This window comes from Desulfofustis glycolicus DSM 9705 (assembly GCF_900130015.1).
GTDB classification, from domain to species: Bacteria; Desulfobacterota; Desulfobulbia; order Desulfobulbales; family Desulfocapsaceae; genus Desulfofustis; species Desulfofustis glycolicus.
Map to the genome: position 1 here is coordinate 123,437 of NZ_FQXS01000009.1, position 23,668 is coordinate 147,104.

Annotated in this window: 25 protein-coding genes and 1 tRNA gene; 6 read left to right on the forward strand and 20 right to left on the reverse strand. The window is 57.4% G+C overall.

Annotated features, from left to right (window positions below; all coding sequences use genetic code 11):
• Positions 1-8: 8 nt before the first annotated feature.
• From BUC26_RS09465 to BUC26_RS09535, 15 genes are all read right to left on the reverse strand, one after another.
• On the reverse strand, positions 9-914 hold the full coding sequence (locus tag BUC26_RS09465) for a hypothetical protein (RefSeq protein WP_073375502.1): 906 nt from the start codon (positions 912-914) through the stop codon (positions 9-11).
• Positions 915-1,144: 230 nt separating this feature from the next.
• Entirely contained in the window at positions 1,145-2,401 is a 1,257-nt protein-coding gene (locus BUC26_RS09470) for a M48 family metallopeptidase (RefSeq protein ID WP_073375504.1), read from the reverse strand.
• A gap of 83 nt (positions 2,402-2,484) precedes the next feature.
• Positions 2,485-3,900, reverse strand: coding sequence for an NADH-quinone oxidoreductase subunit N (locus BUC26_RS09475; protein WP_073375506.1), 1,416 nt, complete (start codon positions 3,898-3,900; stop codon positions 2,485-2,487).
• A gap of 41 nt (positions 3,901-3,941) precedes the next feature.
• Positions 3,942-5,465, reverse strand: a complete 1,524-nt coding sequence (locus BUC26_RS09480) for an NADH-quinone oxidoreductase subunit M (protein ID WP_073375508.1) — start codon at positions 5,463-5,465, stop codon at positions 3,942-3,944.
• 60 nt (positions 5,466-5,525) lie between these two features.
• Entirely contained in the window at positions 5,526-7,325 is a 1,800-nt protein-coding gene (locus BUC26_RS09485; RefSeq protein WP_073375510.1) for a Na(+)/H(+) antiporter subunit D, read from the reverse strand.
• Positions 7,315-7,563 carry a hypothetical protein gene (locus BUC26_RS09490; RefSeq protein WP_073375512.1) on the reverse strand — a complete coding sequence of 83 codons (249 nt, stop codon included), beginning with the start codon at positions 7,561-7,563 and terminating at the stop codon, positions 7,315-7,317. Before BUC26_RS09490 ends, BUC26_RS09485 begins: the two co-directional genes overlap by 11 nt.
• The gene (locus BUC26_RS09495; protein WP_073375514.1) at positions 7,560-9,041 is read right to left on the reverse strand and encodes a monovalent cation/H+ antiporter subunit D family protein; all 1,482 of its coding nucleotides are present in this window, start codon (positions 9,039-9,041) and stop codon (positions 7,560-7,562) included. The genes BUC26_RS09490 and BUC26_RS09495 overlap by 4 nt, the downstream gene beginning before the upstream one ends.
• A 7-nt stretch (positions 9,042-9,048) precedes the next feature.
• Positions 9,049-9,375, reverse strand: coding sequence for an NADH-quinone oxidoreductase subunit NuoK (gene nuoK / locus BUC26_RS09500; RefSeq protein ID WP_073375516.1), 327 nt, complete (start codon positions 9,373-9,375; stop codon positions 9,049-9,051).
• A complete protein-coding gene (locus tag BUC26_RS09505) occupies positions 9,372-9,923 on the reverse strand; it encodes an NADH-quinone oxidoreductase subunit J family protein (RefSeq protein ID WP_073375518.1) in 552 nt (183 codons plus the stop codon). Before BUC26_RS09505 ends, nuoK begins: the two co-directional genes overlap by 4 nt.
• Complete coding sequence (locus tag BUC26_RS09510; protein WP_073375520.1) at positions 9,920-10,360, reverse strand: NuoI/complex I 23 kDa subunit family protein; 441 nt, start codon at positions 10,358-10,360, stop codon at positions 9,920-9,922. The genes BUC26_RS09505 and BUC26_RS09510 overlap by 4 nt, the downstream gene beginning before the upstream one ends.
• A gap of 2 nt (positions 10,361-10,362) precedes the next feature.
• Positions 10,363-11,379, reverse strand: a complete 1,017-nt coding sequence (locus BUC26_RS09515; RefSeq protein WP_073375595.1) for a complex I subunit 1/NuoH family protein — start codon at positions 11,377-11,379, stop codon at positions 10,363-10,365.
• Between the two features lie 12 nt (positions 11,380-11,391).
• Positions 11,392-12,510: an NADH-quinone oxidoreductase subunit D gene (locus BUC26_RS09520; protein ID WP_073375522.1), complete on the reverse strand. Its 1,119-nt coding sequence runs from the start codon at positions 12,508-12,510 to the stop codon at positions 11,392-11,394.
• Positions 12,507-13,025, reverse strand: a complete 519-nt coding sequence (locus tag BUC26_RS09525; RefSeq protein ID WP_073375524.1) for an NADH-quinone oxidoreductase subunit C — start codon at positions 13,023-13,025, stop codon at positions 12,507-12,509. The genes BUC26_RS09520 and BUC26_RS09525 overlap by 4 nt, the downstream gene beginning before the upstream one ends.
• Positions 13,026-13,059: 34 nt before the next feature.
• A complete protein-coding gene (locus tag BUC26_RS09530; RefSeq protein ID WP_073375526.1) occupies positions 13,060-13,590 on the reverse strand; it encodes an NADH-quinone oxidoreductase subunit B in 531 nt (176 codons plus the stop codon).
• On the reverse strand, positions 13,560-13,973 hold the full coding sequence (locus BUC26_RS09535; RefSeq protein ID WP_073375528.1) for an NADH-quinone oxidoreductase subunit A: 414 nt from the start codon (positions 13,971-13,973) through the stop codon (positions 13,560-13,562). The genes BUC26_RS09530 and BUC26_RS09535 overlap by 31 nt, the downstream gene beginning before the upstream one ends.
• Before the next feature lie 636 nt (positions 13,974-14,609).
• Here BUC26_RS09535 and BUC26_RS09540 point away from each other — a divergent pair.
• Entirely contained in the window at positions 14,610-15,584 is a 975-nt protein-coding gene (locus tag BUC26_RS09540; RefSeq protein ID WP_073375530.1) for a LysR substrate-binding domain-containing protein, read from the forward strand.
• An 81-nt stretch (positions 15,585-15,665) separates the two neighbouring features.
• Here the strand turns inward: BUC26_RS09540 and truA are convergent, their stop codons facing one another.
• The 5 genes from truA to BUC26_RS09565 all read right to left on the reverse strand — a co-directional run bounded on the left by truA (position 15,666) and on the right by BUC26_RS09565 (position 18,639).
• On the reverse strand, positions 15,666-16,433 hold the full coding sequence (truA, locus tag BUC26_RS09545) for a tRNA pseudouridine(38-40) synthase TruA (protein WP_073375532.1): 768 nt from the start codon (positions 16,431-16,433) through the stop codon (positions 15,666-15,668).
• 29 nt (positions 16,434-16,462) lie between these two features.
• A complete protein-coding gene (gene argC / locus BUC26_RS09550; RefSeq protein WP_073375597.1) occupies positions 16,463-17,503 on the reverse strand; it encodes an N-acetyl-gamma-glutamyl-phosphate reductase in 1,041 nt (346 codons plus the stop codon).
• 144 nt (positions 17,504-17,647) lie between these two features.
• Positions 17,648-18,037 (reverse strand): 30S ribosomal protein S9, encoded by a 390-nt coding sequence (gene rpsI, locus BUC26_RS09555; protein ID WP_073375534.1) that lies wholly within the window; start codon positions 18,035-18,037, stop codon positions 17,648-17,650.
• A gap of 19 nt (positions 18,038-18,056) precedes the next feature.
• Positions 18,057-18,485 (reverse strand): 50S ribosomal protein L13, encoded by a 429-nt coding sequence (rplM, locus tag BUC26_RS09560; RefSeq protein ID WP_073375536.1) that lies wholly within the window; start codon positions 18,483-18,485, stop codon positions 18,057-18,059.
• Between the two features lie 79 nt (positions 18,486-18,564).
• Positions 18,565-18,639, reverse strand: a tRNA-Gly gene (locus tag BUC26_RS09565).
• Between the two features lie 237 nt (positions 18,640-18,876).
• Between BUC26_RS09565 and hisB the strand changes: the two genes are divergently transcribed.
• The 5 genes from hisB (at position 18,877) to ubiE (ending at position 23,624) form a co-directional block, all read left to right on the forward strand.
• On the forward strand, positions 18,877-19,479 hold the full coding sequence (hisB, locus tag BUC26_RS09570; RefSeq protein WP_073375538.1) for an imidazoleglycerol-phosphate dehydratase HisB: 603 nt from the start codon (positions 18,877-18,879) through the stop codon (positions 19,477-19,479).
• Between the two features lie 39 nt (positions 19,480-19,518).
• A complete protein-coding gene (locus BUC26_RS09575; protein ID WP_143165969.1) occupies positions 19,519-20,160 on the forward strand; it encodes a hypothetical protein in 642 nt (213 codons plus the stop codon).
• Positions 20,161-20,254: 94 nt separating this feature from the next.
• A complete protein-coding gene (locus BUC26_RS09580; RefSeq protein ID WP_073375542.1) occupies positions 20,255-21,109 on the forward strand; it encodes a tRNA lysidine(34) synthetase in 855 nt (284 codons plus the stop codon).
• Complete coding sequence (asnS, locus tag BUC26_RS09585; protein ID WP_073375543.1) at positions 21,106-22,488, forward strand: asparagine--tRNA ligase; 1,383 nt, start codon at positions 21,106-21,108, stop codon at positions 22,486-22,488. Before BUC26_RS09580 ends, asnS begins: the two co-directional genes overlap by 4 nt.
• Positions 22,489-22,922: 434 nt before the next feature.
• Positions 22,923-23,624, forward strand: coding sequence for a bifunctional demethylmenaquinone methyltransferase/2-methoxy-6-polyprenyl-1,4-benzoquinol methylase UbiE (ubiE, locus tag BUC26_RS09590; protein WP_073375545.1), 702 nt, complete (start codon positions 22,923-22,925; stop codon positions 23,622-23,624).
• Positions 23,625-23,668: the final 44 nt, after the last annotated feature.

The window sequence follows — 23,668 nt, forward strand, 5'->3', positions numbered from 1 at the left end:
CGCACAAGCTACTCAAACCGCTTTTTCACCGATCGGATAAAATCTTTGGTCAGTCGGGGATGTGATTCGAGTACCTCGAATACTTCCGGGGAGAGGGAGTTTTTAAAAAACTCGTCGATCTGGGCGTAGGTCATTCCCCGTGCGACCGCTTCTTCTGCCTTACTGGTGATGAGCTCTCGATCTTCCGGACGATCGACATAGGAAAGGATCCCGGCAACGACATCGGGCAATGCTGTTTTTTCTCGCAGTTCGTCGATATCGCTTGTCAGCTGGCTGAGTTGTTCATCCATTCGCCGTTCGAGGGTGTCGAGCCGGGCGGTCAATCCGTCCAGCTTTTCAGCGACGGTCTGAAATTGCTCCATCATTTCCTGATGGTCATGTGCTGGTGCGGGGAGGGATTCATCCGTCGACTGCTGCAGGTTGCTGACCTCATGCTGCAGCGCTGCCAGTGATGTTGCCGCAGTGGCCAGATGTGATTGCTGTTCCTGCATCCGGCTGTGCAGGGTTGCAACCTGCCGGGCCAACTGGTCGTACTGCGCATCCGGTGCGACGCTACCGCCGGTGATGGTACTATCGTCGGCCGCGTCCCGTTTCACGACAAGGCGTGCGACGTTTCCGCCACCAAGTCTTTCCCACAGATTGATGAGTGTTTCTTTGAGCTGCCGGCTCAGATCGCGAGCCTTATCGATGGAGTGAATCGATACCGCCGCGATAAAGAGGCCGATGATGATGGCAATGGAGATGATGATGGCCAGAAACAGGCCGATGATAAACAGAAGCCCGGAGGCAAGTCCGGAGATACTGCCGAGAAACCCGTCCGGCTCGGAGTTGGCGACGATGGAGATGAGGAGAAAGACGACCAGGAGAATGGCCCCCGACTGGATGAGTGGGTTTTTCAAATCGTTTTTGTTCATAATGCGCTCCTCGCAGTGATGGTCCGGCTTATTTTGCTCCTCCGCAGCGTCTCTTTGTCCCGGGACGGCGCCGGTTGCTGGCCCGCAGCGGATCGGCAACGATCGATTCCTATTTTCAATCAACACGCAAAACCTGACAGTGTCAAGGTGTGCTGTCGGCAAATGGAAACATTATGCTCATTTTTATCCGGGAGCGCAAGCAACCTGCGACGAGTTGATCGTCCAGGGGCTCACCGACGCGGCAGTACGGTCATGGCAAGGTTCCGGAGGGCCTCTAGTCGTTGGACCACCGGAGGATGGCTGTAGCTGATTGCTACCGCCACGGGGTGGGGGGTGAGATTGCTCAGGTTTTCGCGGCTCAACCGCTTCAGGGCGTGTGCCAGTGACTCGGCTCGACCGGTCGATTTGGCAGCGAATCGGTCTGCCGAAAATTCGTGGCGCCGGGAGATATAATTGGTGCCGATACCGAGCAGAGTGTTGAGCGGGGCATAGAGAAAGGCAAAGAAGACGAGACTGGCATAGATTGAAACGTGGTCCATGCGAAAGGCGGCGAAAAGACCGTGGTTTTCCAGGATCAGGCTCAGCAGGAAGAAGAGCAAACCGGTCTGTAATGCAGAGAGAGCCATCATTTTCCAGATGTGTCGTTGTTTGAAGTGGCCCATTTCGTGGGCCAGCACTGCAACGATTTCATTGTCGTCCAGTTTGTCCAGCAGGGTATCGAAAAAGACGATTTTGCGAAATCTACCGAATCCGGTGAAAAAGGCGTTGAGCTTTGTTGATCGCTTCGAGCCGTCCATCGTATAGATGCCGCCGATGTTGAAGAGCTGCTGCCTGACATAAGCGAGGATCCGTTCTTTCAGCGGTCCGTCGGCAAGGGGGGTGAACTTGTTGAACAGCGGCATGATCACAACCGGCGCGAGGAATTGGAGGACAATGCCGAAAACAACGACGCCGAGCCAGCAATAGAGCCAGGCCAGCTCACCGCCGGTTTCGAAGAACCAGAGAAGCAGGGCGAGCAGTGGACCGCCGATGATCAGCGCAACCAGCAGGCCTTTGCAGATATCGGTGAAGAAGGTGAGCGGGCTGGTTCGATTGAAGCCGAATCTTGCTTCTATGGCGAAGGTCGAATAGATGGAAAAGGGGAGTCCGAGGAGAAAGGAAAGCAGTATCAGCAGAGCGGTGAAGACAAGACCGGTGACGATCGGGCCGTCCACCCAGGAGCGGGCCAGGTGATCGATCGAATTGAAGCCGCCGGCCACCAGAAAGATCACGGTGACCGTGGTGCTGATGCTGTTTTGCAGCAGCCCGAAACGGGTCGTGACGCGGGTGTAGTGCTGGGATCTGCGATAGTCCTCCGGATCGTAGATATCGGCGAATTCGTCGGGTAGCCGGGGAGACAGTGCCTTCAGGTTGAGGCGTGCCACCACGACGTCGAGGATGAAATGGGCGACGATGACCGCCAGGACAAAGAATAACCAGAAATTCATAAGAAAAACTCAGCCAACGGCGGGACAGGTTTTAACCTGTCCCGCCGCTAACTTTAAGAATTAAACAAAACACAAACTTTTAACTACAACACCGCGGCGATGGCGGTGGCGGCAATCTGCAGAAAGCCTCCCGGTGCGACGCCCATCGCGATGATAATGAGCAGGAGCACGACGGCAACGCCGGCGCGGAGCGGTCCTGGCTGAAGCGTTTGCCCGGCTTTCTCAGGATCGGTGCAATAGGCCATACGCACCGCCGACAGATAGTAAAAGAGTGCAATGGCGGTGTTGAGTGCGGCCAGGATGACCGGAATGATCAGGCCCTGCTTGAAGGCGTTGACGAGCAGCATGAACTTGCCGGTAAAGCCGACGAACGGTGGAATCCCGGCCAGGGCGAACAAACCGATGGCCAGAGTCAGGGCAAGCAGCGGCGAGCGCTGATGGAGGCCGGCGAGATCGGCGATGGCTAGATTTTCTCCATTGGTGGCAACGGTGCAGATAACCAGGAAACAGGCGAGGTTCATCGCCGCATAGCCGGTCACGTAATAGAGCGAGGTCGCATAGCCGTCGGCGCCGAAGGTGAGCAGGCCGAAGAGCACGAACCCGGCATGGGAGATGGCCGAGTAGCCGAGCATTCGTTTGAGATCGGTTTGTACCAAGGCGCAGAGGTTGCCATAGAACATCGAGCCGATTGAGCAGAACAGCAGAATTGAAACGAGGTTTTCGCTATCGCCTGCGGCCAGGGAGACGATCCTGATGAGCATGGCCGTCGCCGCGATCTTCGGTACAGCGGCGATGAAAGCGGTGGTCTCGTTGGCCGCTCCTTCGTAGATGTCGGGAACCCAGAAGTGGAAGGGAAAGAGAGCCAACTTGTAGAAAAAGCCGGCAAGAACCATCATTATCGCCACCATGGCTGCCGGTTCACTCGTCATCAGCGCCAGCGCGTCAATGATGTCGGTCAGATAGGTCGAGCCGGTCAGCCCGAAGAGGTAGCTCATGCCAAAGAGCATGAAACCGGTGGTCATCACGCCGAAAAGCAGGTATTTGATGCCCGATTCCATCTGGAAGACCACGTTGCCGCTGCGGCTGCGCATCGGCACCATGATATAGACGGCAAAACTTGATAGCTCCAGCGCGACGAAAATGGCCAGCAACTCGACGCTGGAGACGAGCATCATCAGTCCGAGTACACCGATCAGCAGGAACAGGTAATATTCGGCCTGGACGTCATTTTTGACGCCGGGCGCGGTGCCTGAGAAGAGCAGTACAATAAGGGTTGCCGAACCGATCAGAAGTTTGAAGACCTGCGAAAAACGATCGACCCGGTAGGATTCGTAAAAGAGGCTGCCATCCAGTCCGAGACCGGCAATCGTGGCCAACAGGACCGCGGCGCCGAGAACGACGGCGAGGCGATGTATCGTTGGGGCGGTCGGTTTGCCGAGGCTAACCAAAAACATGACGAGAGCGGACAGCAGCACGATCAGTTCGGGGAGAAAGAGCATGGTCAGATTCCTTCCTTAGTCGATATCCTGTTTCATACGCCTTATGGCCGCAGCCAGGAAACGGCGGACAGCGTCTCGGCCTGGTGGGCCTGCAGGTTGGTCAACAGGGCCGAAACGCTTTCATCCATCAATGCAATAAACGGGGCCGGGCCGAGACCGATCCACAGGACAAACAACAAAAACGGGGCCAGGGTGACGATTTCGCGACGATTGAGATCGCTGATCCAGGATTGATCCGGGTTGTCCGTTCCTCCCCAGATGATTTTCTGTAGCATTCTCAGCATGTAGGCGGCTGCCAGCACGGCGCCGGGGATGGCCGCCAGAGCGAGCACGATATCGTATTGAAAGGTTCCGGCCAGGATCATGAACTCGCCGATAAAGCCGTTGGTGCCGGGGAAACCGAAGGAGGCCAGCGAGAAGAAGGCAAGAAAGGTGACAAAGACCGGCATGTAGGTACCGATCCCGGCGGCGCTGCTCAATTCCCGGCTATGCGTACGTTCATAAATCATGCCGACACAGAGAAACAGTGCGCCGGTGGTCACGCCGTGGTTGACCATCTGCAGGATGGCGCCTTCGATGCCCTGCTTGTTGAGCAGAAAGATGCCGAGCGTGACGAAGCCCATGTGACCGACCGATGAGTAGGCGATCAGTTTTTTCATGTCCTGCTGGGCCAGTGCGGTAAAACCGCCGTAGATGATGCCGGCGATCGACAGCCAGAGCACGTAGGGCATCATCAAGAAAGTGGCGTCGGGGACGATCGGCAGAGCGAAGCGGAGAAAGCCGTAGGTTCCCATCTTCAGCAGAATTGAGGCCAGGATGACCGAACCGGCGGTGGGCGCTTCGACATGGGCGGCCGGTAACCAGGTGTGGAACGGGAACATCGGCACCTTGATGGCAAAGGCCAGGAAAAAGGCGAGAAAGACCAGGATCTGTGCAGTGCTGCCGTAGGACTGCCACATCATATCCGGAATATAAAAGGAGTAGCCATTTTGCCGGTACAACCAGATGATGGCCACCAGCAGCAGGATCGAGCCGGCCAGCGTGTAGAGGAAGAACTTGATCGAGGCGTAGATCTTCCGCGGGCCACCCCAGATGCCGATGATCAGATACATCGGGATCAGCATCGCTTCCCAGAGTACGTAGAAGAGGACGAAATCAAGGGCGACGAAGACACCGATCATCGCCGTCTCCATGACCAGCAGGCAGATCATGAAGGTTTTCACCCGGACCTTGATATAGGACCAGGAAGCGAGTACGCAAAACGGCATGATCAGCGCGGTCATCAACACAAGCAGAATGGAGATGCCGTCGACGCCGACGGTGTAATTGATGCTCAGGGCAGCAATCCAGGGATGGGTCTCGCCGAATTGAAAGGCGGCGGTACTGCGATCAAACCCGGCCAGAAGAAGCAGAGAGAGCAAACCGACCAGGGCTGTTACGGCGAGCGAGACGGATCGACAGGCACCGTCGCCCCTGAGCGGCAGCAAAAGCAAGGCGCCGGCCAGCGGTAGAAAGATCAGAGCACTGAGCAGCGGAAATCCCGGGTTGAGCAGAAGTTGATCCATCTCGTTGAGTCCTTGATCTTGTGGGAACCTTGGAATTACGAATTTAAAGTTCCCCTTATATTAAAGCCAGATATAGACGAACAGCAACAGGGCGACGAAGGATACCGTATAGCCGAGCGTCTGCTGGATCTGACCGCGTTGCAGCACGCGGGCCAGCAACCGGCCGAAGGAGCGAACGCCGCAGGCCGAGCCATCGAGCAGGCCGTCGATAGCATGCCAATCAAACCAGGACCAGAAGCGGGCGGTGGTCATCAGCGAGAACAGGCCGACGGCGCGATAGGCTTCGCCCCAGGCGGTATCGAACCACTGGATCGGGTTTCTCGCCAACCAGAGAACGAGCTGCCCACCACGGCGGTAGAACCAGTCCAGGTCGAGATAGGTGGCGGCCCGGGCGCCGATCCTCTCTTTCAAGAGCAGGAAGGCGACACCGGTCAGGGCCAGGATCTGCAAAGTCTCGCTGAGGTGATAGCTGCTGTAGGGATGATAGTCGCCAATGATATCCTGGTGGGGCAGCAGCCCGTAGAGCAGCGGGTACCAGGCGCCGATGATAAAACAGAGCAGCGCGGCGACGAGCATGGCCAGCTGCATGTTCCACGGCGGATCGGCGGCTTTTGCAAACGATGCGGTATCTCCTCGATAGTTGCCGAAAAAGACCAGCCAGGGTAGCCGCAGACCGGCGACGAGGAACGTGCCGGCCGAGACCATGGTCAGCAGGAAGCCGGTCCAGAGCAGATGCTCCTCGTAGCTGGCGGCAATGATCATCGATTTGGAGACGAACCCGGAAAACAGCGGAAAGGCCGAGACCGAGACGCCGCCGATGATGACGAAGAGCAGGGTCAGCGGCATCTTTTTGTAGAGTCCGCCAAGTTCTGTGAAACGCTGTCGGCCGGTTGCCTGGATAACGGCACCGGCGCCCATGAACAGCAGACCCTTGTAGAGGATGTGGGCGAATGCGTGAGCGGTGGTGCCGTTGATGGCCAGGGCGGTGCCGATGCCGACGCCGGCCACCATGTAGCCGACCTGGCTGATGATCTCCCAGCCGAGCAGCCGGCGGATGTCGTTTTCCAGCAGCGCGTAGATGATACCGGCAATTGCCATGATCACCCCGAGGACGATCAGGATATCAAAGCCGGCACAGGCCCGAGCCAGAGTATAGATGGCCGTCTTCGTTGTAAAGGCGCACATGAAGACCGAACCGGTGATGCTCGCCTTGCTGTAGGCGTCGGGAAGCCAGGAATGAAGTGGAATGACCGCGGCGTTGAGCATCAGGCCGCCCATGATCAGCCAAGTGGAGAGTCGGGCGTTGTCGTAATCGAGCAGCTCGAACGCGATTGATCCGGTGGCCTGGTAGTTGAGGACAAAGCCCATCAGCAGCAGCAGGCCGCCGAAGGTGTGAACGAGCAGGTAGCGGAATCCGGCCGCCGGCGCATCGGGGTCCTCACGATTCGACCAGATGAGAAAGGTCGAGGCAAAGGCCATCATTTCCCAGAAGAGAAACAGGCTCAGGTAATCGCCGCTGTAGATGGCGCCGAGCGAGCCGGCGACGTAGAACCAGGCGGCGACCTGCTGCCAGACGTCCCTGACGTGCAGACCATAGATGGTGCCGATTATAGCCATCAAGGCCATGATAAAGGCAAAGGCGTTGGATAGACTGTCGATGCGACCAAAGGTCAGCTGCCAGTCAAGGAAGTGCAGTATACCGTACGTTCCTTGATGAAATCCGAGCCAGACCACGTTGATAAAGGTCAGGACCGGGATCAGCACGAGAAACGGCCGGCGGAACGGTTCTTTGATCAGCGGCAGCACGAGGGCGCCGATGATCAGCATCAGTGCCGGATGGAAAAAGCCGCTAGTTGTCATAGTAGTCTTCCTCTCTGGCGATGCCGGCGCCGCTCAGCCAGCGGGCCGCAAAGATCAGCACGATGCAGGCGCCCAGGCCGAACAGGCTCCAGAAACCGGGTACCGTACGTTCCAGCCAGGTATGGGCATGTGAGGTGTCCACCGTCAGGCTCCAGACAACGATGGCAAACACCAGTACATAGAACAGATAACGCAGCGGCGTGCGTCGCTCCAACAGGTAGTCGATCAAGGAAATCATCCGGTCACCGCCTTGACGAAGGACATCATGAAGTTGGGGAAAATACCGATCACCACCGAGATGAAACAGGCGATCAGGATCGGGATCAGCATGGTCAGCGGCGCCTCTTTGACGCCCGCATAGGCGCCGGCTGTGGCCGGTTTGCCGAAAAAGGCGCGATACGTTACCGGTAGAAAGTAGGCGGCGTTGAGCAGAGTCGATGCGAGCAACAGCAACAGGATGCCGATCTGGTGCGCTTGCAGGGAACCGACCAGCAGCTGCCACTTGGAGACGAACCCGGCCACCGGCGGCGCCCCGATCATCGACAGCGAGGCGACGAAAAAGGCGCCGAAGGTAAAGGGCATGACCTTGCCAAGCCCTTCCATGTCGGAGATATCCTTGCGGTGCGCGGCCACGTAGATGGCGCCGGCACAGAAGAACAGCGTGATCTTGGCAAAGGCGTGGTTGACGATGTGGATCAACCCACCCTGGATCGCCGCCGGGGTAAGCAGCGCAACGCCAAGGATGATGTAACTGAGCTGGCTGACCGTCGAATAGGCCAGTCGTGCCTTGAGGTTGTCCTTGGACAGCGCGATGATCGAGGCGACGATGATGGTGAAGCCGACGAAATAGGCGGTCGGGATGCCCAGGTTGAGGGCCGCCATCAGGTCAACCCCGAAGACGTAGAGCATTACCCGGGTGGTGCAGAAGACACCGACCTTGACCACGGCCACGGCATGGAGCAGCGCGGAGACCGGTGTCGGGGCCACCATAGCGCCGGGCAGCCAGTGATGAAAGGGCATCACGCCGTTCTTGGCAAAGCCGAACAGGCAGAAGACGTAGAGCATGATGACCAGTGGTTTGCTCGCTTCAGGTCCGAAGATACCGCTCTGGATATCGGTGGCAAAGTCGAGGGTGCCGGTCAGCACGTAGATCAGGATCATCGCCGGCAGCAGGAAGGCCTTGGCGGTGGCGGTCAGGTAGACCAGGTATTTGCGGCCGCCTTCATACCCCTCCCGGTCCTGGTGATGGGCGACCAGCGGGTAGGTGCAGATCGAGACGATCTCGTAGAACAGGTACATGGTGAACAAGTTGTCGGCAAAGGCGACGCCGATCGCCCCGAAGATGGCCAGCGCAAAGCAGGCGTTGAAGCGGGTCTGGGCATGCTCTTTGAGGCCGCGCATGTAGCCGAGCGAATAGAAGACGGCAATCGTCCACAGCGACGAGGCGACCAGGGCGAAGATCATTGACATCGCGTCGGCCCGCAGGGTCACGGTCAGGTTCGGCAGCAGCTCGAAGAGCTGGAAATACAGGGTCTTGCCGGCAAAAATCGAAGGCACCATGGAGGCGACCACGGCGAGCAGGAGCAACGAAGAGACCGACGAGATGGCTTCCCGGACATTTTCTTCGGCGCCCTTGAACATTACGCCGATGGCGCCGATCAGCGGAATGACCAGGGCCAGCAACAGTTTCGAGGTGACTATGGTGGTTGCATCCATACCGGCGTTATCCTTTCAGGTTGACCAGGTCTTCGGTATCGACCGTCTTGTAGTGCCGATAGACACCAATGGCGATGCTCAGACCGATAGCGGCCTCGGCGGCGGCTACGGCCATAATGAATAGGGTAAAAATTTGGCCGACTGACGGGTCGGGGGCAAGAAAGCGGTTAAAGGCCATGAAGTTGATCGACACGCCGGCCAGCATCAGCTCGGCCGCGATCAGCATGCCGATCAGGGTTCGCCGGGTAACCAGGCCGTAGACCCCGAGAGCGAAAAGCATGGCGCCGAAGACCAGGTAGGTGGTCAGGTACTGGTGAATAGCCAGGATCGTCATGACTGAGACCTCCCGCCACGGGCGATAACGATGGCCCCGATGATGGCGATCAGCAGGACCAGAGAGATGAGTTCGAAGACCATCGAATAGGAGGTCAGCAGGTGAATGCCGATATCCCTGACCGAACCACCGGCGATCTTATCGAAAGGAAGCCATTCGGTACGCAGGGCCAAGCCGGCCATGGCGCCGAAGATCAGTGCGGCGACCAGGAAACCGAGCGGGCCGGAGAGGATATTGACCGGACCGGATTTCTTTTTCTGCTCCGGTGCGGCCAACATGATGGCAAACGAAATGGTGACGCAGATCGCCCCGACGTAGATGAGAATCTGCATCATCGCCATGAATGGTGAATTGAGGAAATAATAGAAGCCGGCCACCCCGGTAAAACAGACGACCACTCCGGCCAGGGCACGGACGAGGCGGTCGGCGGTGGCGGCGATAAAGCCGCCGGTCAGGGTGAGGGCGATCATCACCAGGAAAATCAGGCCGAGCAGACCGTCGGCGGTCAGCAGGCCGGGCGCGGCGTTTACAGTTGCAGCCGGGTTCATTGGTTCTGCTCCTTCAGCCGGGCCAGCAGGTCGAAGATGAAGTCCTCTTTGCGGGTGCTGGCCAGATTGTATTCGTTGGAAAAACGGACTGCGTTGAAGTTACACGATTCGACGCAGGATCCGCAGAGCGAGCAGGTGGTGAAGTCGAGGGTATAACCGGTCAGCACCTTCTTCTTGCTGCCTTCCGGTTTTACGCTGGTGATGCTGATGCAGTTCGACGGGCAGGCGCGTTCGCACATGCCGCAGACGACGCAGTTCGGGGCTCCTTCCTCGTTGCCGATCAGTTCGATATGTCCGCGGAAGCGCCGGTACATCGGCACCGATTCGTGCGGGTAGGATAGGGTGACCGGCCGCTTGGGAAACTCCTTCAGGGTCACCCACATGCCGTCCAGCAGACTCTTGGCGCCCAGGAACAGATCGGAAAAATAACCGCTCATGATCAGAATACCTTCAGCAGAGCTGCGGTGAGCAGCAGGTTGAACAGGGAGATAGGGATCAGGTACTTCCACGACAGGTTGAGCAGGCCGTAGATGGTGGTCCGGGGAAACGTCCAGCGGATCCAGATAAAGACGAAGATGATCAGGTAGATCTTCAGCAGGAACCAGCCGACGTTGTGAGTCAGCGGGAAAAAGCCGAGATCTCCGAAGGGACATGACCAGCCGCCGAGAAACAAAACGGTGGTCAGCGACGCGCCGATAACGATATTGGCGTACTCACCCATGAAGAACAGGCCGAAGCCCATGCTCGAATATTCAGTGTGGAAGCCGGCCACCAGCTCGCTTTCGGCTTCACCGAGGTCGAACGGGGCGCGGTTGGTCTCGGCCACCGAGCAGACGAAAAGCACCAAAAAAGAGATCGGCATCAGCAGGTTGAAACCGACATCGTCCTGGAACGGCCAGATATGCCAGGCCCAGATGCCGTCAAGTTGCCGGGCGGCAATATCGGTCAGGTTGAGTGAACCGCTGATCATGACCACGGTGATGGTGGTAATCATCAGCGGGATCTCGTAGGCGACCGCCTGGGAGACGGCGCGGATCGAGGAAATCATCGAATACTTGTTGCGCGAACTCCAGCCGGCCACCAGCAGCGACATGCTGCCGAGTGCGGCGAAGGCGAAGATTAGCAGTACACCGACATCGATCGGGTGGGCGATGATATTGTCACTGAACGGGATGGTCACGAAACTGACCAGGGCCGGGAACATGGCCAGTACCGGAGCGGTGATGAACACCGCCTTGTCGACTCCGCCGGGGATAAGCAGCTGTTTGGTCATCAGCTTGACGCCGTCGATCGGTGGTTGCAACAGTCCCCACAGGCCGTTTTCCATCGGTCCGGGGCGGCGCTGGAACAGTCCGGCGCCTTTTCGTTCGGCCCAGACCAGATAGGCGGCGTTGAGCCCGACAAAGGAGATGGCGATAACGACGGCCAGGATGACATTGAACAGGGTAAGACTCATAGCGGTCCCCATTTATCGATCGATTTCGGGAATTACCAGGTCGAGACTGCCCATAAACGCCAGGGCGTCAGCGATCAGCATGCCGCGACAGGCTTCGTCGAACAGGTGCATGTTCGAATAGGTCGGCGACCTGAGCTTGAGCCGATAGGCATTCTTGGTGCCGTCACTGACCAGTCTGATGCCGAAATTGCCGCGGGCCGTCTCCACCGCGGCATAATAATCGCCGGCCGGTGGCTTGATGACTTTCGGCTTTTTCTCCGGGTTGACCGGTCCGTCGGGGAGCTGGTCCAGGGCCTGTTCGATGATGCGCAGCGACTGCTCGATTTCCTCCATGCGCACCAGGTAACGGGCGTAGGAGTCGCCTTCGTGGAATACCGGGACATCGAAGTCGAAGCGGTCGTAGATCGAGTACGGCTCGTTGCGCCGCACATCGTAATTGATGCCTGAACCACGTGCCACCGGGCCGGTTGCACCGTAGCGTTGGCACATATCCCGGTCGACCAGGCCGTGACCCTGGAGCCGTTTCATCAGGATGATGTTGCCGGTGACCAGCTTCTGGTACATCTTCAGCTCTTTGCGCATGCGGGTGATAAAGGAGCGGGTGCCGCTGATAAAGGCGTCGTCGATGTCGTTGTAGAGACCGCCGAAGCGAAAATAGCAATAGGTGAGCCGGGAACCGGTGACCGACTCGAGCAGGTCGAGAATCTGCTCGCGATCGTCGAAGCAGTACATCAGCGGGGTGAAACCGCCGAGGTCAAGCACGTAGGCGCCGAGCCAGACCAGGTGTGAGGAAATGCGGTTGAGCTCGACGGTAATCACTCGGACATACTCGGCCCGTTCCGGTACTTCGATAGTGCAGGCCCGCTCGACCACCAGCGCATACCCGTGATTGAAAGCCATCGCCGAGAGGTAGTCGAGGCGGCCCATATTCGGCATGTATTGCGCGTAGGTTCGGTTTTCCGCCATCTTCTCGTGCATCCGGTGGATATAGCCGAGTACCGTTTCGGCGTTATAGATATACTCCCCGTCCATGGTCATCTTGACTCGCAGGACGCCGTGAGTGGCCGGATGCTGGGGACCGACGTTGAGGACGAAGGTTTCGTCCTGCTGCAGTTCGATCGGCTGGCTCATGCGTGAAAATCCTTCAGGAGAGGGTGAAAATCTGCATCTTCAGGTAGCAGTAGCGGAATCAGGTGGGGATGGCCGTCAAAGACGATACCGAAGAAATCGTGGGCTTCCCGCTCGTGCCAGTTGGCACCGGTATAGACCGAGGTGATCGTCGGCAGGTGCGGCTGGTTTCGGGCGACTCTGGTCTTGATCGCCACCCGGCAGAGCTCGAAATCATAGCGGCTGAAATCGTAAACGGCTTCCAATTGGTCGTCGGTCGGCCAGTCGACCCCGGTAATCGCCTCGAGAAAATAACCGAGATCGAACATGATCCGGGCCGCTTCGGGCAACTGCTCAGGTGCCAGCTGAACGTCGAGATGAAAGCCGCGCGTCGCGTAATCCTGATCGACAATGGTGTTGCGTCGCGGAGCCTGATTTGCTTCCGTCTCTTCGCCGGCTGGCTCTATCGGCGGGCTATCCGGCTCTTGATCGGGAAAGAGTCGGCACAGAGCCGCTTTGGTGGTTTCCTGAATGCTCATCGGTACGTGATTTCCTTGCAGGCTGAGGCTGCTCTTATATGTCGCGCCAATGCGGTTTGACTTTCGGCCAGCGGCGCCAGCCGGTGATCTTGTGCTCCAGTTCGATGATGCCTTCGATCAGCGCTTCCGGTCGCGGCGGACAACCGGGGACAAAAACATCAACCGGCAGAAATTGGTCGACGCCTTCGACGATACCGTATTGCCCCGGATAGACGAACGGTCCGCCGGATATGGCGCAATTGCCGAGAGCGATGACCCATTTCGGTTCCGGCATCTGGTCATAGAGGACCTTGATGCCGGGGGCCATCTTCTTCGAGACGGTGCCGGCAACGATCATCAAGTCGCTTTGCCGCGGTGACGGGCGAAACACTTCGGCACCAAAGCGTGAGAGATCGAAGCGGGCGGCCCCGGTACCCATCATCTCGATAGCGCAGCAGGCGATGCCGAAGGTCAGCGGCCAGAGCGAGTTGGCTCGGCACAGGTCGATCAGTTTATCGGCCAGCGCGAACTGGACAAAGGATGCCGGAACCGTGTCTAAGGACGGCGATAGGTCTTGCGTTCCCACGTGAATACTCCTTTAACCCAGGCATAAACGACGGCAAGCGATAGGATGCCGACAAAGAGAATAATTTCAATCAAGTCGCGAAGGACGAACATCTCGTCATTGTAGGCGAGTGCGACCGGAAAGAGGAACAGGACGTCGACATCGAAGGCAAGAAATATCAAAGCATAGAGGTAGAAAACGATGCCGTAGCGGATCCAGCTGTCGCCGATCGGATCCATGCCGCATTCGATGTACTGGTCGCGGGAGCCGCTGACCTGTCTGGTCTTGAGCGGCATGAACAGGTAGACGATGAGGATCGGTCCGAGGGCAAATGCCAGACCGCCAAGGATAAAGGCGGTGATCCAGAGGATGTCGTCCCGGTATTGGAAAACCGAATAATCCATGCACATCCCTCCTTAATCGTGTATGAAAGCAACCGAAGTCTGATAATCGGCGGGACAGGTTTTTAACTATCCCCCAGCAAACTATCTACCGGCGGGACAAGTTTAACCTATTCTCCATAAACTTACCAAGGGCGGTATAAAACCTTAACCCGTCCTTAGCTCACGGGCAACCAGTTCATCATGAGGGCAGCAAGCGAAACCAGTAATGAGCCATGGCAAGAAATGGAGGAATAATAAAAAATGTTTATTGCTCTGTCAAATTTATTTTAATATCTTCGGATGATTAAAACAACTTTGTTCCTCAACCCGTTCCCCGGACTGGCCTGTTCTGCCGGAGACTGCATCGTGATAGCGAACGGAAGGCAGGTTAAACCTGTCCCGCGTTGATCGGGGGGGAGCCGATAAGGCTACAGCGCAGTAGCCGGAGATAGGACCTGCCAGCTCTTCCACGATGACGTCGATTGCCGTTGTTCGTTGTGAACTCCCGTCATTGGTTGTGTAAGAAATTGATTTTCCTGGTAAAAGCCGATTGTTCCGAAAACTATTTATGAAAGAACAGATAATATGATATGATTCCCGGTGAATTGTCAGCGATTACGATGTAAACTATCAAAAAAAATGAACATGGAATAGAACATGTCCATCACTCTGAGACAATTAGAGATTTTTATAGCAGTTGCCGAGACGGCGCAAGTCACGAAGGCGAGCAAGAAGCTCTTCGTTACCCAGTCTGCTGTCAGCATGGCCTTGGCCGAGTTGGAGAATCAACTCGGCGGGTCTCTGTTCGACCGTCATGGCCGGAGCCTGATTCTCAATGCCCGCGGCCGCTATCTGTTGCCGCAGGCCAAGGACATCGTCGCCCAAGTCGCCAATATCGAAAGCATCATGTCGGAGCGCAACGATACGCTGGGCGGCTCCATCAATATTGCCGCTAGCTCATCGCTCGGTAACTATATTTTGCCCTATCTGATCGGTGCGTTCAAGAAATCCCATCCGAAGGTGATGGTGACCATGCTCGTTTACAATACCAAAATCGTCGAGGGAATGGTGGTCGACGGCACGGTCGATATCGGTTTCGTCGAGGGCGAGATCAATAATTCCAATCTGAAAATCAGGCCCTGGTTCAAGGACGAACTGGTCGTGCTCACTTCGCCGTCAGATCCGTTGGCCAATAACGACGTGTTCGATGTTGCCAAGGATATGAAAGATTGCAAGTGGGTGATGCGCGAAAAGGGTTCGGGTACCGCCGCCATTTTCCACGAAAAGATGAAGGGCTATCTTGACGAGGTCAACGTCGTTTTCGAGACCGGCCATCCCGAATCGGTCAAGCGGGCCGTCGAGTCCGGCGTTGGTATTGGCTGCCTGTCGGCATTGACTATTTGCCGCGAAGTGGAAAACGGCTGGCTCAAGGCTCTTAAGGTGGAAGGCGTCGACATGAAGCGGCAATTACATATCATCAGTCGCAAGGACCGGCCGGTCAACGATGCGCTCGTCGAGTTCCTGGTCTTCTGCGATGTGATGTCGGTTTGCGAGGAAGAAAACGTCTGTCTTTCATCCCCCTGGAAGCTGCAGTCCCTGTTGGCGCGACACTCCGCCGGCAAAAAGCGGTGACCGGCTCCATACCCGTACGCGTTTCACGTCATTCCGATAAACGAAAAGCGCTCGTTTCGGCGCCCTCTCACCGTTGACTGCTTACCAGTCGTAGCGATAATGAACCTTCAGCAGCGTCAGACCGTGAGCAGGTGCGGTAGCTCCGGCCAGGTTGCGATCCCGCGCCTGCAGGATAGCTGAGAATTCGGGTACGTCCCGTTTGCCGCGACCGACTTCAAGCAGTGTCCCGGCAAGATTCCTGACCATGTGACGCAGGAAGCCGTCACCGGTAATCAATAGCTGAAAGAAACCGGGGTCCGCCTCCTCGATTGTTGCCCGGAAGATGGTGCGAATCGCACCCCGGCCGGATGTCCTGCTTTTGTCGCGGGAGCCGGCGGTTTCAAAACTCGAGAAATCATGGGTGCCGCAGATGATTTCTAGACAGGCAGTTATCGCCTCGAGTGAGACCGGATAGGGCAGGTGGTAGGTGGTGAGCCGTCGGAGCGGGCAGAGTACCGGTCCGGTGAAGAAGGTGTAGCGGTAGGTCTTGGCCAGAGCGGAAAAACGGGCGTGAAAACCGGTTGCTTCATCCTCGGCGGCGGTAATACGGATATCCTCGGGCAGCAACGCGTTGAGTCCCTTTTGCAGCACCCGGCAGGAAAGAGCGGTGGCAATCGAAAAATGAGCGGTCATGCCGACGGCATGGACACCGGCATCGGTGCGTCCGGCCCCGTGAACGGTAATCTGACGGTTGCAGATGATGCTTGCCGCTCGCTCGAGCTCCTGTTGAATCGAGGGGCCGTTTGTCTGGCGCTGCCAGCCGCAATAGCCGGTGCCGTCGTAGGCGATGACAAGCTTGATGGTGCGCATGGCGCAGCGCGCGGCGGCGGTATCCGGTGTTACGGGAAGAGGGGGACCTGGGTCAGCCCGGCCGTCTCATCATAGCCACACATCAGGTTCATGTTCTGAACGGCCTGACCGGCGGCGCCTTTGACCAGATTATCGATCGCCGCGGTAAGAATGACCCGATTGGTCCTCTCTTCGATAGTCAGCGCAATATCACAGTGGTTGGAGCCGCGGACGTATTGGGTAGCCGGCTGTTCGCCGCGGTCCAGGACACGCACGAACGGTTCGTTGTGATAGCGCTGATGCAAGAGTTCGCGGAGCTGGTCCTCATCGGCGTCGGTCGTCAGTGTGGCGTAGATGGTGCTGAGAATGCCCCGGGAAATCGGCAGCAGGTGCGGCGTAAAGGTGACGGTGACGGGATGACCGGCAGAGTCGCTGAGGTGCTGCTCGATCTCGGGGGTATGACGGTGTTGTCCGGCGACTTTGTAGGCGCGGAAACCGTCGTTGATTTCGCAGAAAAGGGTGGCTATGCTAGCGCTTCGACCGGCACCTGATGTCCCCGATTTGGCGTCGATAATGATCGATCTGGTGTCGATGACACCGGCGTGGAGCAACGGAGCCAGAGTCAGGATGATGCCGGTCGGATAGCAGCCGGGATTACCGACCAGATTGGCCGGCCGAATGCGCTCCCGATACAGCTCGGGCAAACCGTAGACCGCTGTCGCAGCTAACTCCGGGGCACTGTGTGTCTGGTACCAGTGTTCATAGACGGCGATGTCGCGGAACCGGAAATCGGCGGATAGATCAACGACCTTCCTGCCGGCCTCGATCAGTCCCGGCACCAACGCCATTGCCGCTTGGTGCGGCACGGCACAGAAGAAAAAGTCGGCCAGTTCGGCAAGTTGTGCGCTTGTCGGGTTAGTACAGATAAGATCTGTCCGCTGGTGTAGATGCGGATAGATGGACGACAGCGGCTTTCCTTCGTGTTGCCGGGAAGTCGCGGCCGTGACGGTGACATCGGGGTGGGTACTGAGCAGGCGGACGAGTTCGCCGCCGGTATAGCCGGAAGCTCCAATAATGGCAACGCGCAGCATGATAAAAGATCCTCGCTGGTTGGTGGTGATGGTAAGCGGATAGTACAAAAGAAAACGGGGATAACAGACCTGCTGCCATCCCCGTCGCACCTGCCGGTTGCCCCTCCGTGCCTGCGGCAGGGGGAGCAAAATTCACGGCGGCTGTTATCGTTTGGAAAACTGGAACTTGGCGCGGGCGCCTTTCTGGCCGTATTTTTTTCGTTCCTTGTTGCGCGGATCACGGGTCAGCAGGCCGGAGCGCTTCAGAGAGCCGCGGTAATCACCGCCGACTTCCAGCAATGCTTTGGAGATGCCGTGGGCCAAGGCGTCGACCTGTGCCGATTTGCCGCCGCCTTTAAGGGTCGCGACAACATCGTACTGGTCGGCGGTTTCGGTGACTTGAAACGGTTTAGCGATACGGGAATGCTGGAACATGCCGCCAAAATATTGATCGGCGTCCATCTGGTTGACGGTCACTTTGCCGGTTCCCGGAACGATCCAGACTCGGGCTACCGCTTTTTTCCTCTTACCGGTTGCGTAAAAACGATCGGCCATGGCCAATTACTCCGTTATGCTAAAGGGTCAGTTCTTCCGGCTGCTGGGCAGTATGCGGATGCTCGGTGCCGGCATAGACTTTAAGTTTTTTCAACTGAGCTCGGCCGATCTTGTTCTTGGGCAGCATCCCCTTCACTGCTTCCATGATCAGGGCGGTCGGATGTTTTACCAACATTTCCCGGGCGGTGGTCTCTTTCAGGCCGCCCATGTAGCCGGTGTGTCGATAATAGATCTTGTCGTCCCACTTGGTGCCGGTCAGGTGAATCTTCTCGGCATTGGTGACGACGATAAAATCTCCGTTATCGATAAACGGTGAGAAGGTCGGTTTATGTTTGCCGCGGAGACGAGATGCAATTTCAGTTGCAAGACGACCCAGAACCTTGTCCTTGGCATCAACGACATACCACTTTCTTTCTATCTCCCGGACAGGAGCAAGGTAGGTTTTCATGTGGTCCTCAACGGTCTCTACAAAGGTGAATCGTTAATAAAAAAAGGTTCGAGCAGAGTCGAACCTTGAGGTGTCGAAGTGGAGCGGGAAACGAGATTCGAACTCGCGACTTCAACCTTGGCAAGGTTGCACTCTACCACTGAGTTATTCCCGCTCTGTTTCATACTCAAAACAGGACAACATTTAATAAACGACAGGTCAAATGTCAACAGAAAAAGATAGCGCTGAAGACTTTGCCCGTTTTTGTCGAAAACGCGACCTGCGGAAAAAAAGATGGTTTTCGCCTGACATTATATGATAGATATAAAGGACATGCAAAAAAACAAAACGCAATGCAGCGACCTCCTGCCGGAAGAGCTGGATTGTGCGTTGAACTTTTCCAGGGACTGCTATGTCGGAAACAGAAAACGGGCGATACGGCAGCATAGCGCGCCGTACCACCGAAACCGATGTCGAGCTCGAACTCAATCTCGATGGGACGGGAAAGGCCTCGGTGGTCAGCGGCGTCGGGTTTCTCGATCACATGTTGACGCTTTTCGCTGTGCACGGCTTTTTCGATCTGTCGCTGACGGCCAGTGGCGATATTAATGTCGACGATCACCACAGCGTTGAAGATGTCGGCATCTGCCTCGGCCAGGCCTTTGGTGCAGCGCTTGGCGACAAGGGCGGCATCAGGCGCTATGGCATGAGTCTGGTGCCGATGGACGAGACATTGGTCCGGGTCGTCGTCGACGTGTCGAATCGACCGTTTCTGCATTACCAGGTACCAATTATCGACCAGAAAGTCGGCACCTTCGATACCAGCTTGGTTAAAGAGTTTCTGCGGGCCCTAGCGCAGCATGGCGGCCTGACCCTGCATGTCGATATGATGCACGGCGATAATGCGCACCATCTCATCGAGGCTGTTTTCAAGGCGCTCGGCCGGGCCCTCAACGAGGCTACGAGCCGATTGGCCGGCGTATCAGCTGCCGTATCTTCCAAGGGCTGTCTATAACCCGATTGCCGATTCTTCGGCCGCAACAATGAGGTCTTCGTGAAATCATCAATGTCTTTTGTTCAGGCCATGCTGGCCTGCCTGCTGCTGATCGTGCTCGCCTCCTGCGGCGGGACAAGTGCGGTGCCAACCGAGGAACAACGACAGGCGGCCATCAGCCAGGTCCCGTGTCTGGTCGTGCTGCCCGTTGAAATAGACCTGCAGGAAGTTCAGGAAGTCAAGTATGACCAAGCCGCCCGGTTGGAGAAGGGCGCCGCTTACATGGATACGGTATTGGCCGAACAACTCAACGGGCGCGGCCATGTCAGAATATTGTCGTCGCGGCAGCTGACCGCGCTGATGCCGGATTACGGCGGTGATCGGCAGACATTGATCGAGCGCATCGGCAGCGAAGTGAAATGCAATGCGGTTCTGGTTACCACGCTGAGCCGGTATCAACCGAGGGTCGGCGGTGACTTTGGGGTCGAGCAGCCGGCATCGGTAGTTTTCGCGATGAAACTCTACGACATCCGTCAGGGCCCGGTGCTCTGGAGTACCATGTTTGCCGAGACCCAGCAATCGCTGCTGAGTAACCTGATGTCCTTCGGCACGGCCGTCAAGCGTGGATTTAAGTGGGTTACCGCCGAAGAGATGGTTGAGCAGGGAATTATCGATAAGATTCGGGAATGTCCGTATCTCTGAGAAAGCCGGGTGCAGTGAAGGACAACAGCCCGACGGTCCGGCCGGACCGTCGGGCTGTTGTTTTCCCGGTTCAACCGACACCAGACAGAACGGTATGAGCGCAACGGTACAGAAGCAGAGGCCAGCGAGATCGACCCGGCTGCCCGGACCGCTCAACCGTAAGATCGGCCGGGCCATGCATGACTGGCGGATGCTCGATCACGGTGATCGGGTGCTGGTTGCCGTGTCGGGAGGTGTCGACAGCCTGGTTGCCGCCTGGGTCTTGCACCAGTGGCGGGCCAAGGCGCCGATCGAGTACGAAGTCGAAGCGGTTCACATCGTCAATGACCCGGTCGATGCGGCGCCGGTGGGCGACATGTCGGCCGAGAGCATCGGTCGCCAGGTGAGGGGCTGGGGGCTGACCTATTCGGCCGTAGCCGGCCGGCCGGTCCCCGAAGGAGAGGACCGCACCTGTTTCATCTGTGCTCGCAATCGGCGCAGCCAGCTCTTCGATTTCGCCCGGCAGCGGGGATGCGGTAAAGTGGCGCTGGGGCATCACAAGGACGATTTGATCGAAACGTTTTTCATTAACAGCCTGTACAGCGGCAATTTGTCGACGATGCTGCCCCGGCAAGACCTGTTCGGTGGCCGGCTCAGCCTGATCCGCATCCTCTCTTACCTGGAAAAGCGAGATGTGCTTGCGCTTGCCGAACTGGCCGGTATCGAGCCGGTTGCCAACCGGTGCCCCCTCGCCGGTGATACCCGGCGCGACACGGTGCGGGAGTTGCTGGCTGGTCTTTACGCCGTCGTCCCGGGCGCCAAGGAGTCGGTATTTGCGGCGTTGGGCAACGTCCGTTACGATTATTTGCTGAACCGTCCCCCGATCTCTGACCATGGCCGCCGGACCGATGGGATGGACGACTATGGAGCATCTCTTTCTGCACGACCAACCGATCAGGAGCAGATATGATAATCGAGCGCATCAAAGGACTCTTTGCCGGACAACTGCTTGGAAAACAGGTGACGGTGGCCGGCTGGGTCCGAACCAGACGTGACGCCGGCAGCTTTTCGTTCATCGAGGTCAACGACGGATCGACGCTGGCCAATCTACAGGTTATAGCCGAGCGGACGCTGACCAATTACGAAGATGAGATCAAGCGCTTGACCACCGGCTGCAGCGTCGTCATTACCGGAGAATTGAAGGAGTCGCCGGCCAAGGGGCAGGCGGTGGAGGTGCTGGCCGACGTGGTGAGCGTGGTCGGCTGGGCCGACCCGGAAAGTTATCCACTCCAGAAAAAACGGCACTCTTTTGAGTATCTGCGGGAAATTTCCCATTTGCGGCCGCGGACCAATGCGCTCGGCGCGGTGGCCCGGGTCAGATCACACCTGACGCACGCCGTACACCGGTTCTTCCAGCAGCGGGGATTCTTTCACATCCATACCCCGGTCATAACCACCAGCGACTGCGAAGGTGCCGGCGAGATGTTCCAGGTGCTGACCGCTTCTGAAGCGGCCCGGAAAGGAGCTTTGCCGGAGCAGGGAAAGGGTTTTTTCGGTAAACCGGCCGGGCTTACCGTCAGCGGTCAGCTGCAGGCCGAGGTCTATGCCCAAGCTCTTGGCCGCGTCTATACCTTCGGTCCTACGTTCCGGGCCGAAAATTCCAACACCAGTCGGCATCTCGCCGAGTTCTGGATGCTTGAACCGGAGATGGCGTTCTGCGATCTGAGCTGCAATATGGATCTTGCCGAAACGCTGCTCAGGTTTTTGCTGGCAGACGTGCTTGCGGAGTGTGCCGAAGACATGGCGCTGTTCGATCGCTTTGTCGCCCAAGGAGTGATCAAACGGTTGCAGCACATCGTCGACAACGATTTTATACGTATCACCTATACCGAGGCCGTCGACCGTCTGTTGTCATCGGGGAAGTCCTTCGATTTTCCGGTCAGCTGGGGCGTTGACCTGCAGTCGGAACATGAGCGGTTCCTGACTGAAGAGGTGTATGGACTGCCACTGATCGTTACCGATTATCCGGCGGCAATCAAACCGTTCTACATGCGGGTCGGCGATGATGGAACGACGGTGGCGGCGATGGACATCCTCGTCGCCGGCATTGGCGAGATCGTCGGCGGCAGTCAGCGGGAAGAACGTTACGATGTCTTGCTGGCCCGGATGCAGCACCTGGGTATCGATGATGTAGACTACCAGTGGTACCTCGACCTGCGGCGCTATGGCACGGTGCCTCATTCCGGTTTCGGCCTTGGCTTCGAGCGCCTTGTCCAGTTGGTTACCGGTATGCCCAATATCCGCGAGGTCATTCCCTTTCCCCGGACCCCCGGCTATGCACCATGCTGACCCATGGCTGGGCGGCACAACGAATAATGAAAATCGGCGGATTGGTCGGCAGGGCTGACCGGTCCTGCCTCCAGCTGCTGCGCTGCGGCCTGATCGGCTGAATCTCGACCAACGGCGGGACAGGTTTTAACCTGTCTTCCGCTCACTATCATGTAGCCTCCGGCAGAACCGGCCAGCCCGGGGAACTGATTTTCATATGGCCCCCACGACAGAAAGCTACAACGAAGCATGAAACTTTGCAGTTGCATCTAAATGGGAGATTGAAAAATTCGGAATTCAGTTCAAGATCGAGGCGCGCAAGAAAATTTTTCCGCAGGCATATAAATGATATTCCGAGGATAAAATTTGATTGCGCAACGATGAGATTGGGCGAATTGACAATTTTCAAGGTTCCCTAAAAATACAACTGCAGTATCTGGAGAAAGGGAGAATTGATGGGTAAAGCAGAAGGCGTGCAGGCGATGTTCGATGCCATTGCCGGCCGTTACGACCTGATGAACCGGTTGATGACGCTTGGTCAGGACCAGCGGTGGCGGCGTTTTGTCGTCCAGCGGGCCGGAGATCCCGGTCGCGGAGCGGTTCTCGATCTGGCCTGCGGCACCGGTGATATCGCCGCGCTGTTTTGCCGGGTCGCGCCGCAGGCCCGGGTGCTGGCCGCCGACTTTTCCCTGAACATGCTGGCCCGGGCACGGCACCGCTTTCAGGAGCTGCCAATCTGCTGGCAGGCATGCGACGCGAATCAGCTGCCGTTTCGCGAGCAGAGCTTTGAGGCGGTCACCTTTGGTTATCTGCTGCGCAATGTCGATGACGCGCTGCACGTGCTGAGAGAGGTGCGGCGGGTGCTGGTGGCCGGCGGCAGGGTCGTCTGTCTCGATACGACGCCACCGCGCAAAGGGCCGCTCTGGCCGTTTATTCGTTTCTATCTGCAGGTCGTCGTTCCCGCTCTCGGCCGCTGCATTGCTCGGGACAAGGCGGCGTATGCCTATCTGACCGGTTCGACCATGGACTTTTACGAGGCGGAAGTGTTGGCGGCGCTGTTTCGCCAGGCGGGTTTCGCCAACGTCGGCTATCGCCGTTTCATGTTCGGTACGATCGGTGTTCACTGGGGTGAGAAAGACCCGGTTGTCGGATTGTGATTCTGCCACTGCAGATCTTGCTGTTATCACTTGCAACAACCCGG

Coding starts and splice junctions, on each gene's coding strand:
- BUC26_RS09465 (WP_073375502.1), bottom strand. CDS start 914: ATGAACAAAAACGATTTGAAAAACCCACTCATCCAGTCGGGGGCCATT.
- BUC26_RS09470 (WP_073375504.1), bottom strand. CDS start 2,401: ATGAATTTCTGGTTATTCTTTGTCCTGGCGGTCATCGTCGCCCATTTC.
- BUC26_RS09475 (WP_073375506.1), bottom strand. CDS start 3,900: ATGCTCTTTCTCCCCGAACTGATCGTGCTGCTGTCCGCTCTCGTCATG.
- BUC26_RS09480 (WP_073375508.1), bottom strand. CDS start 5,465: ATGGATCAACTTCTGCTCAACCCGGGATTTCCGCTGCTCAGTGCTCTG.
- BUC26_RS09485 (WP_073375510.1), bottom strand. CDS start 7,325: ATGACAACTAGCGGCTTTTTCCATCCGGCACTGATGCTGATCATCGGC.
- BUC26_RS09490 (WP_073375512.1), bottom strand. CDS start 7,563: ATGATTTCCTTGATCGACTACCTGTTGGAGCGACGCACGCCGCTGCGT.
- BUC26_RS09495 (WP_073375514.1), bottom strand. CDS start 9,041: ATGGATGCAACCACCATAGTCACCTCGAAACTGTTGCTGGCCCTGGTC.
- nuoK (WP_073375516.1), bottom strand. CDS start 9,375: ATGACGATCCTGGCTATTCACCAGTACCTGACCACCTACCTGGTCTTC.
- BUC26_RS09505 (WP_073375518.1), bottom strand. CDS start 9,923: ATGAACCCGGCTGCAACTGTAAACGCCGCGCCCGGCCTGCTGACCGCC.
- BUC26_RS09510 (WP_073375520.1), bottom strand. CDS start 10,360: ATGAGCGGTTATTTTTCCGATCTGTTCCTGGGCGCCAAGAGTCTGCTG.
- BUC26_RS09515 (WP_073375595.1), bottom strand. CDS start 11,379: ATGAGTCTTACCCTGTTCAATGTCATCCTGGCCGTCGTTATCGCCATC.
- BUC26_RS09520 (WP_073375522.1), bottom strand. CDS start 12,510: ATGAGCCAGCCGATCGAACTGCAGCAGGACGAAACCTTCGTCCTCAAC.
- BUC26_RS09525 (WP_073375524.1), bottom strand. CDS start 13,025: ATGAGCATTCAGGAAACCACCAAAGCGGCTCTGTGCCGACTCTTTCCC.
- BUC26_RS09535 (WP_073375528.1), bottom strand. CDS start 13,973: ATGGATTATTCGGTTTTCCAATACCGGGACGACATCCTCTGGATCACC.
- BUC26_RS09540 (WP_073375530.1), top strand. CDS start 14,610: ATGTCCATCACTCTGAGACAATTAGAGATTTTTATAGCAGTTGCCGAG.
- truA (WP_073375532.1), bottom strand. CDS start 16,433: ATGCGCACCATCAAGCTTGTCATCGCCTACGACGGCACCGGCTATTGC.
- argC (WP_073375597.1), bottom strand. CDS start 17,503: ATGCTGCGCGTTGCCATTATTGGAGCTTCCGGCTATACCGGCGGCGAA.
- rpsI (WP_073375534.1), bottom strand. CDS start 18,037: ATGGCCGATCGTTTTTACGCAACCGGTAAGAGGAAAAAAGCGGTAGCC.
- rplM (WP_073375536.1), bottom strand. CDS start 18,485: ATGAAAACCTACCTTGCTCCTGTCCGGGAGATAGAAAGAAAGTGGTAT.
- hisB (WP_073375538.1), top strand. CDS start 18,877: ATGTCGGAAACAGAAAACGGGCGATACGGCAGCATAGCGCGCCGTACC.
- BUC26_RS09580 (WP_073375542.1), top strand. CDS start 20,255: ATGAGCGCAACGGTACAGAAGCAGAGGCCAGCGAGATCGACCCGGCTG.
- asnS (WP_073375543.1), top strand. CDS start 21,106: ATGATAATCGAGCGCATCAAAGGACTCTTTGCCGGACAACTGCTTGGA.
- ubiE (WP_073375545.1), top strand. CDS start 22,923: ATGGGTAAAGCAGAAGGCGTGCAGGCGATGTTCGATGCCATTGCCGGC.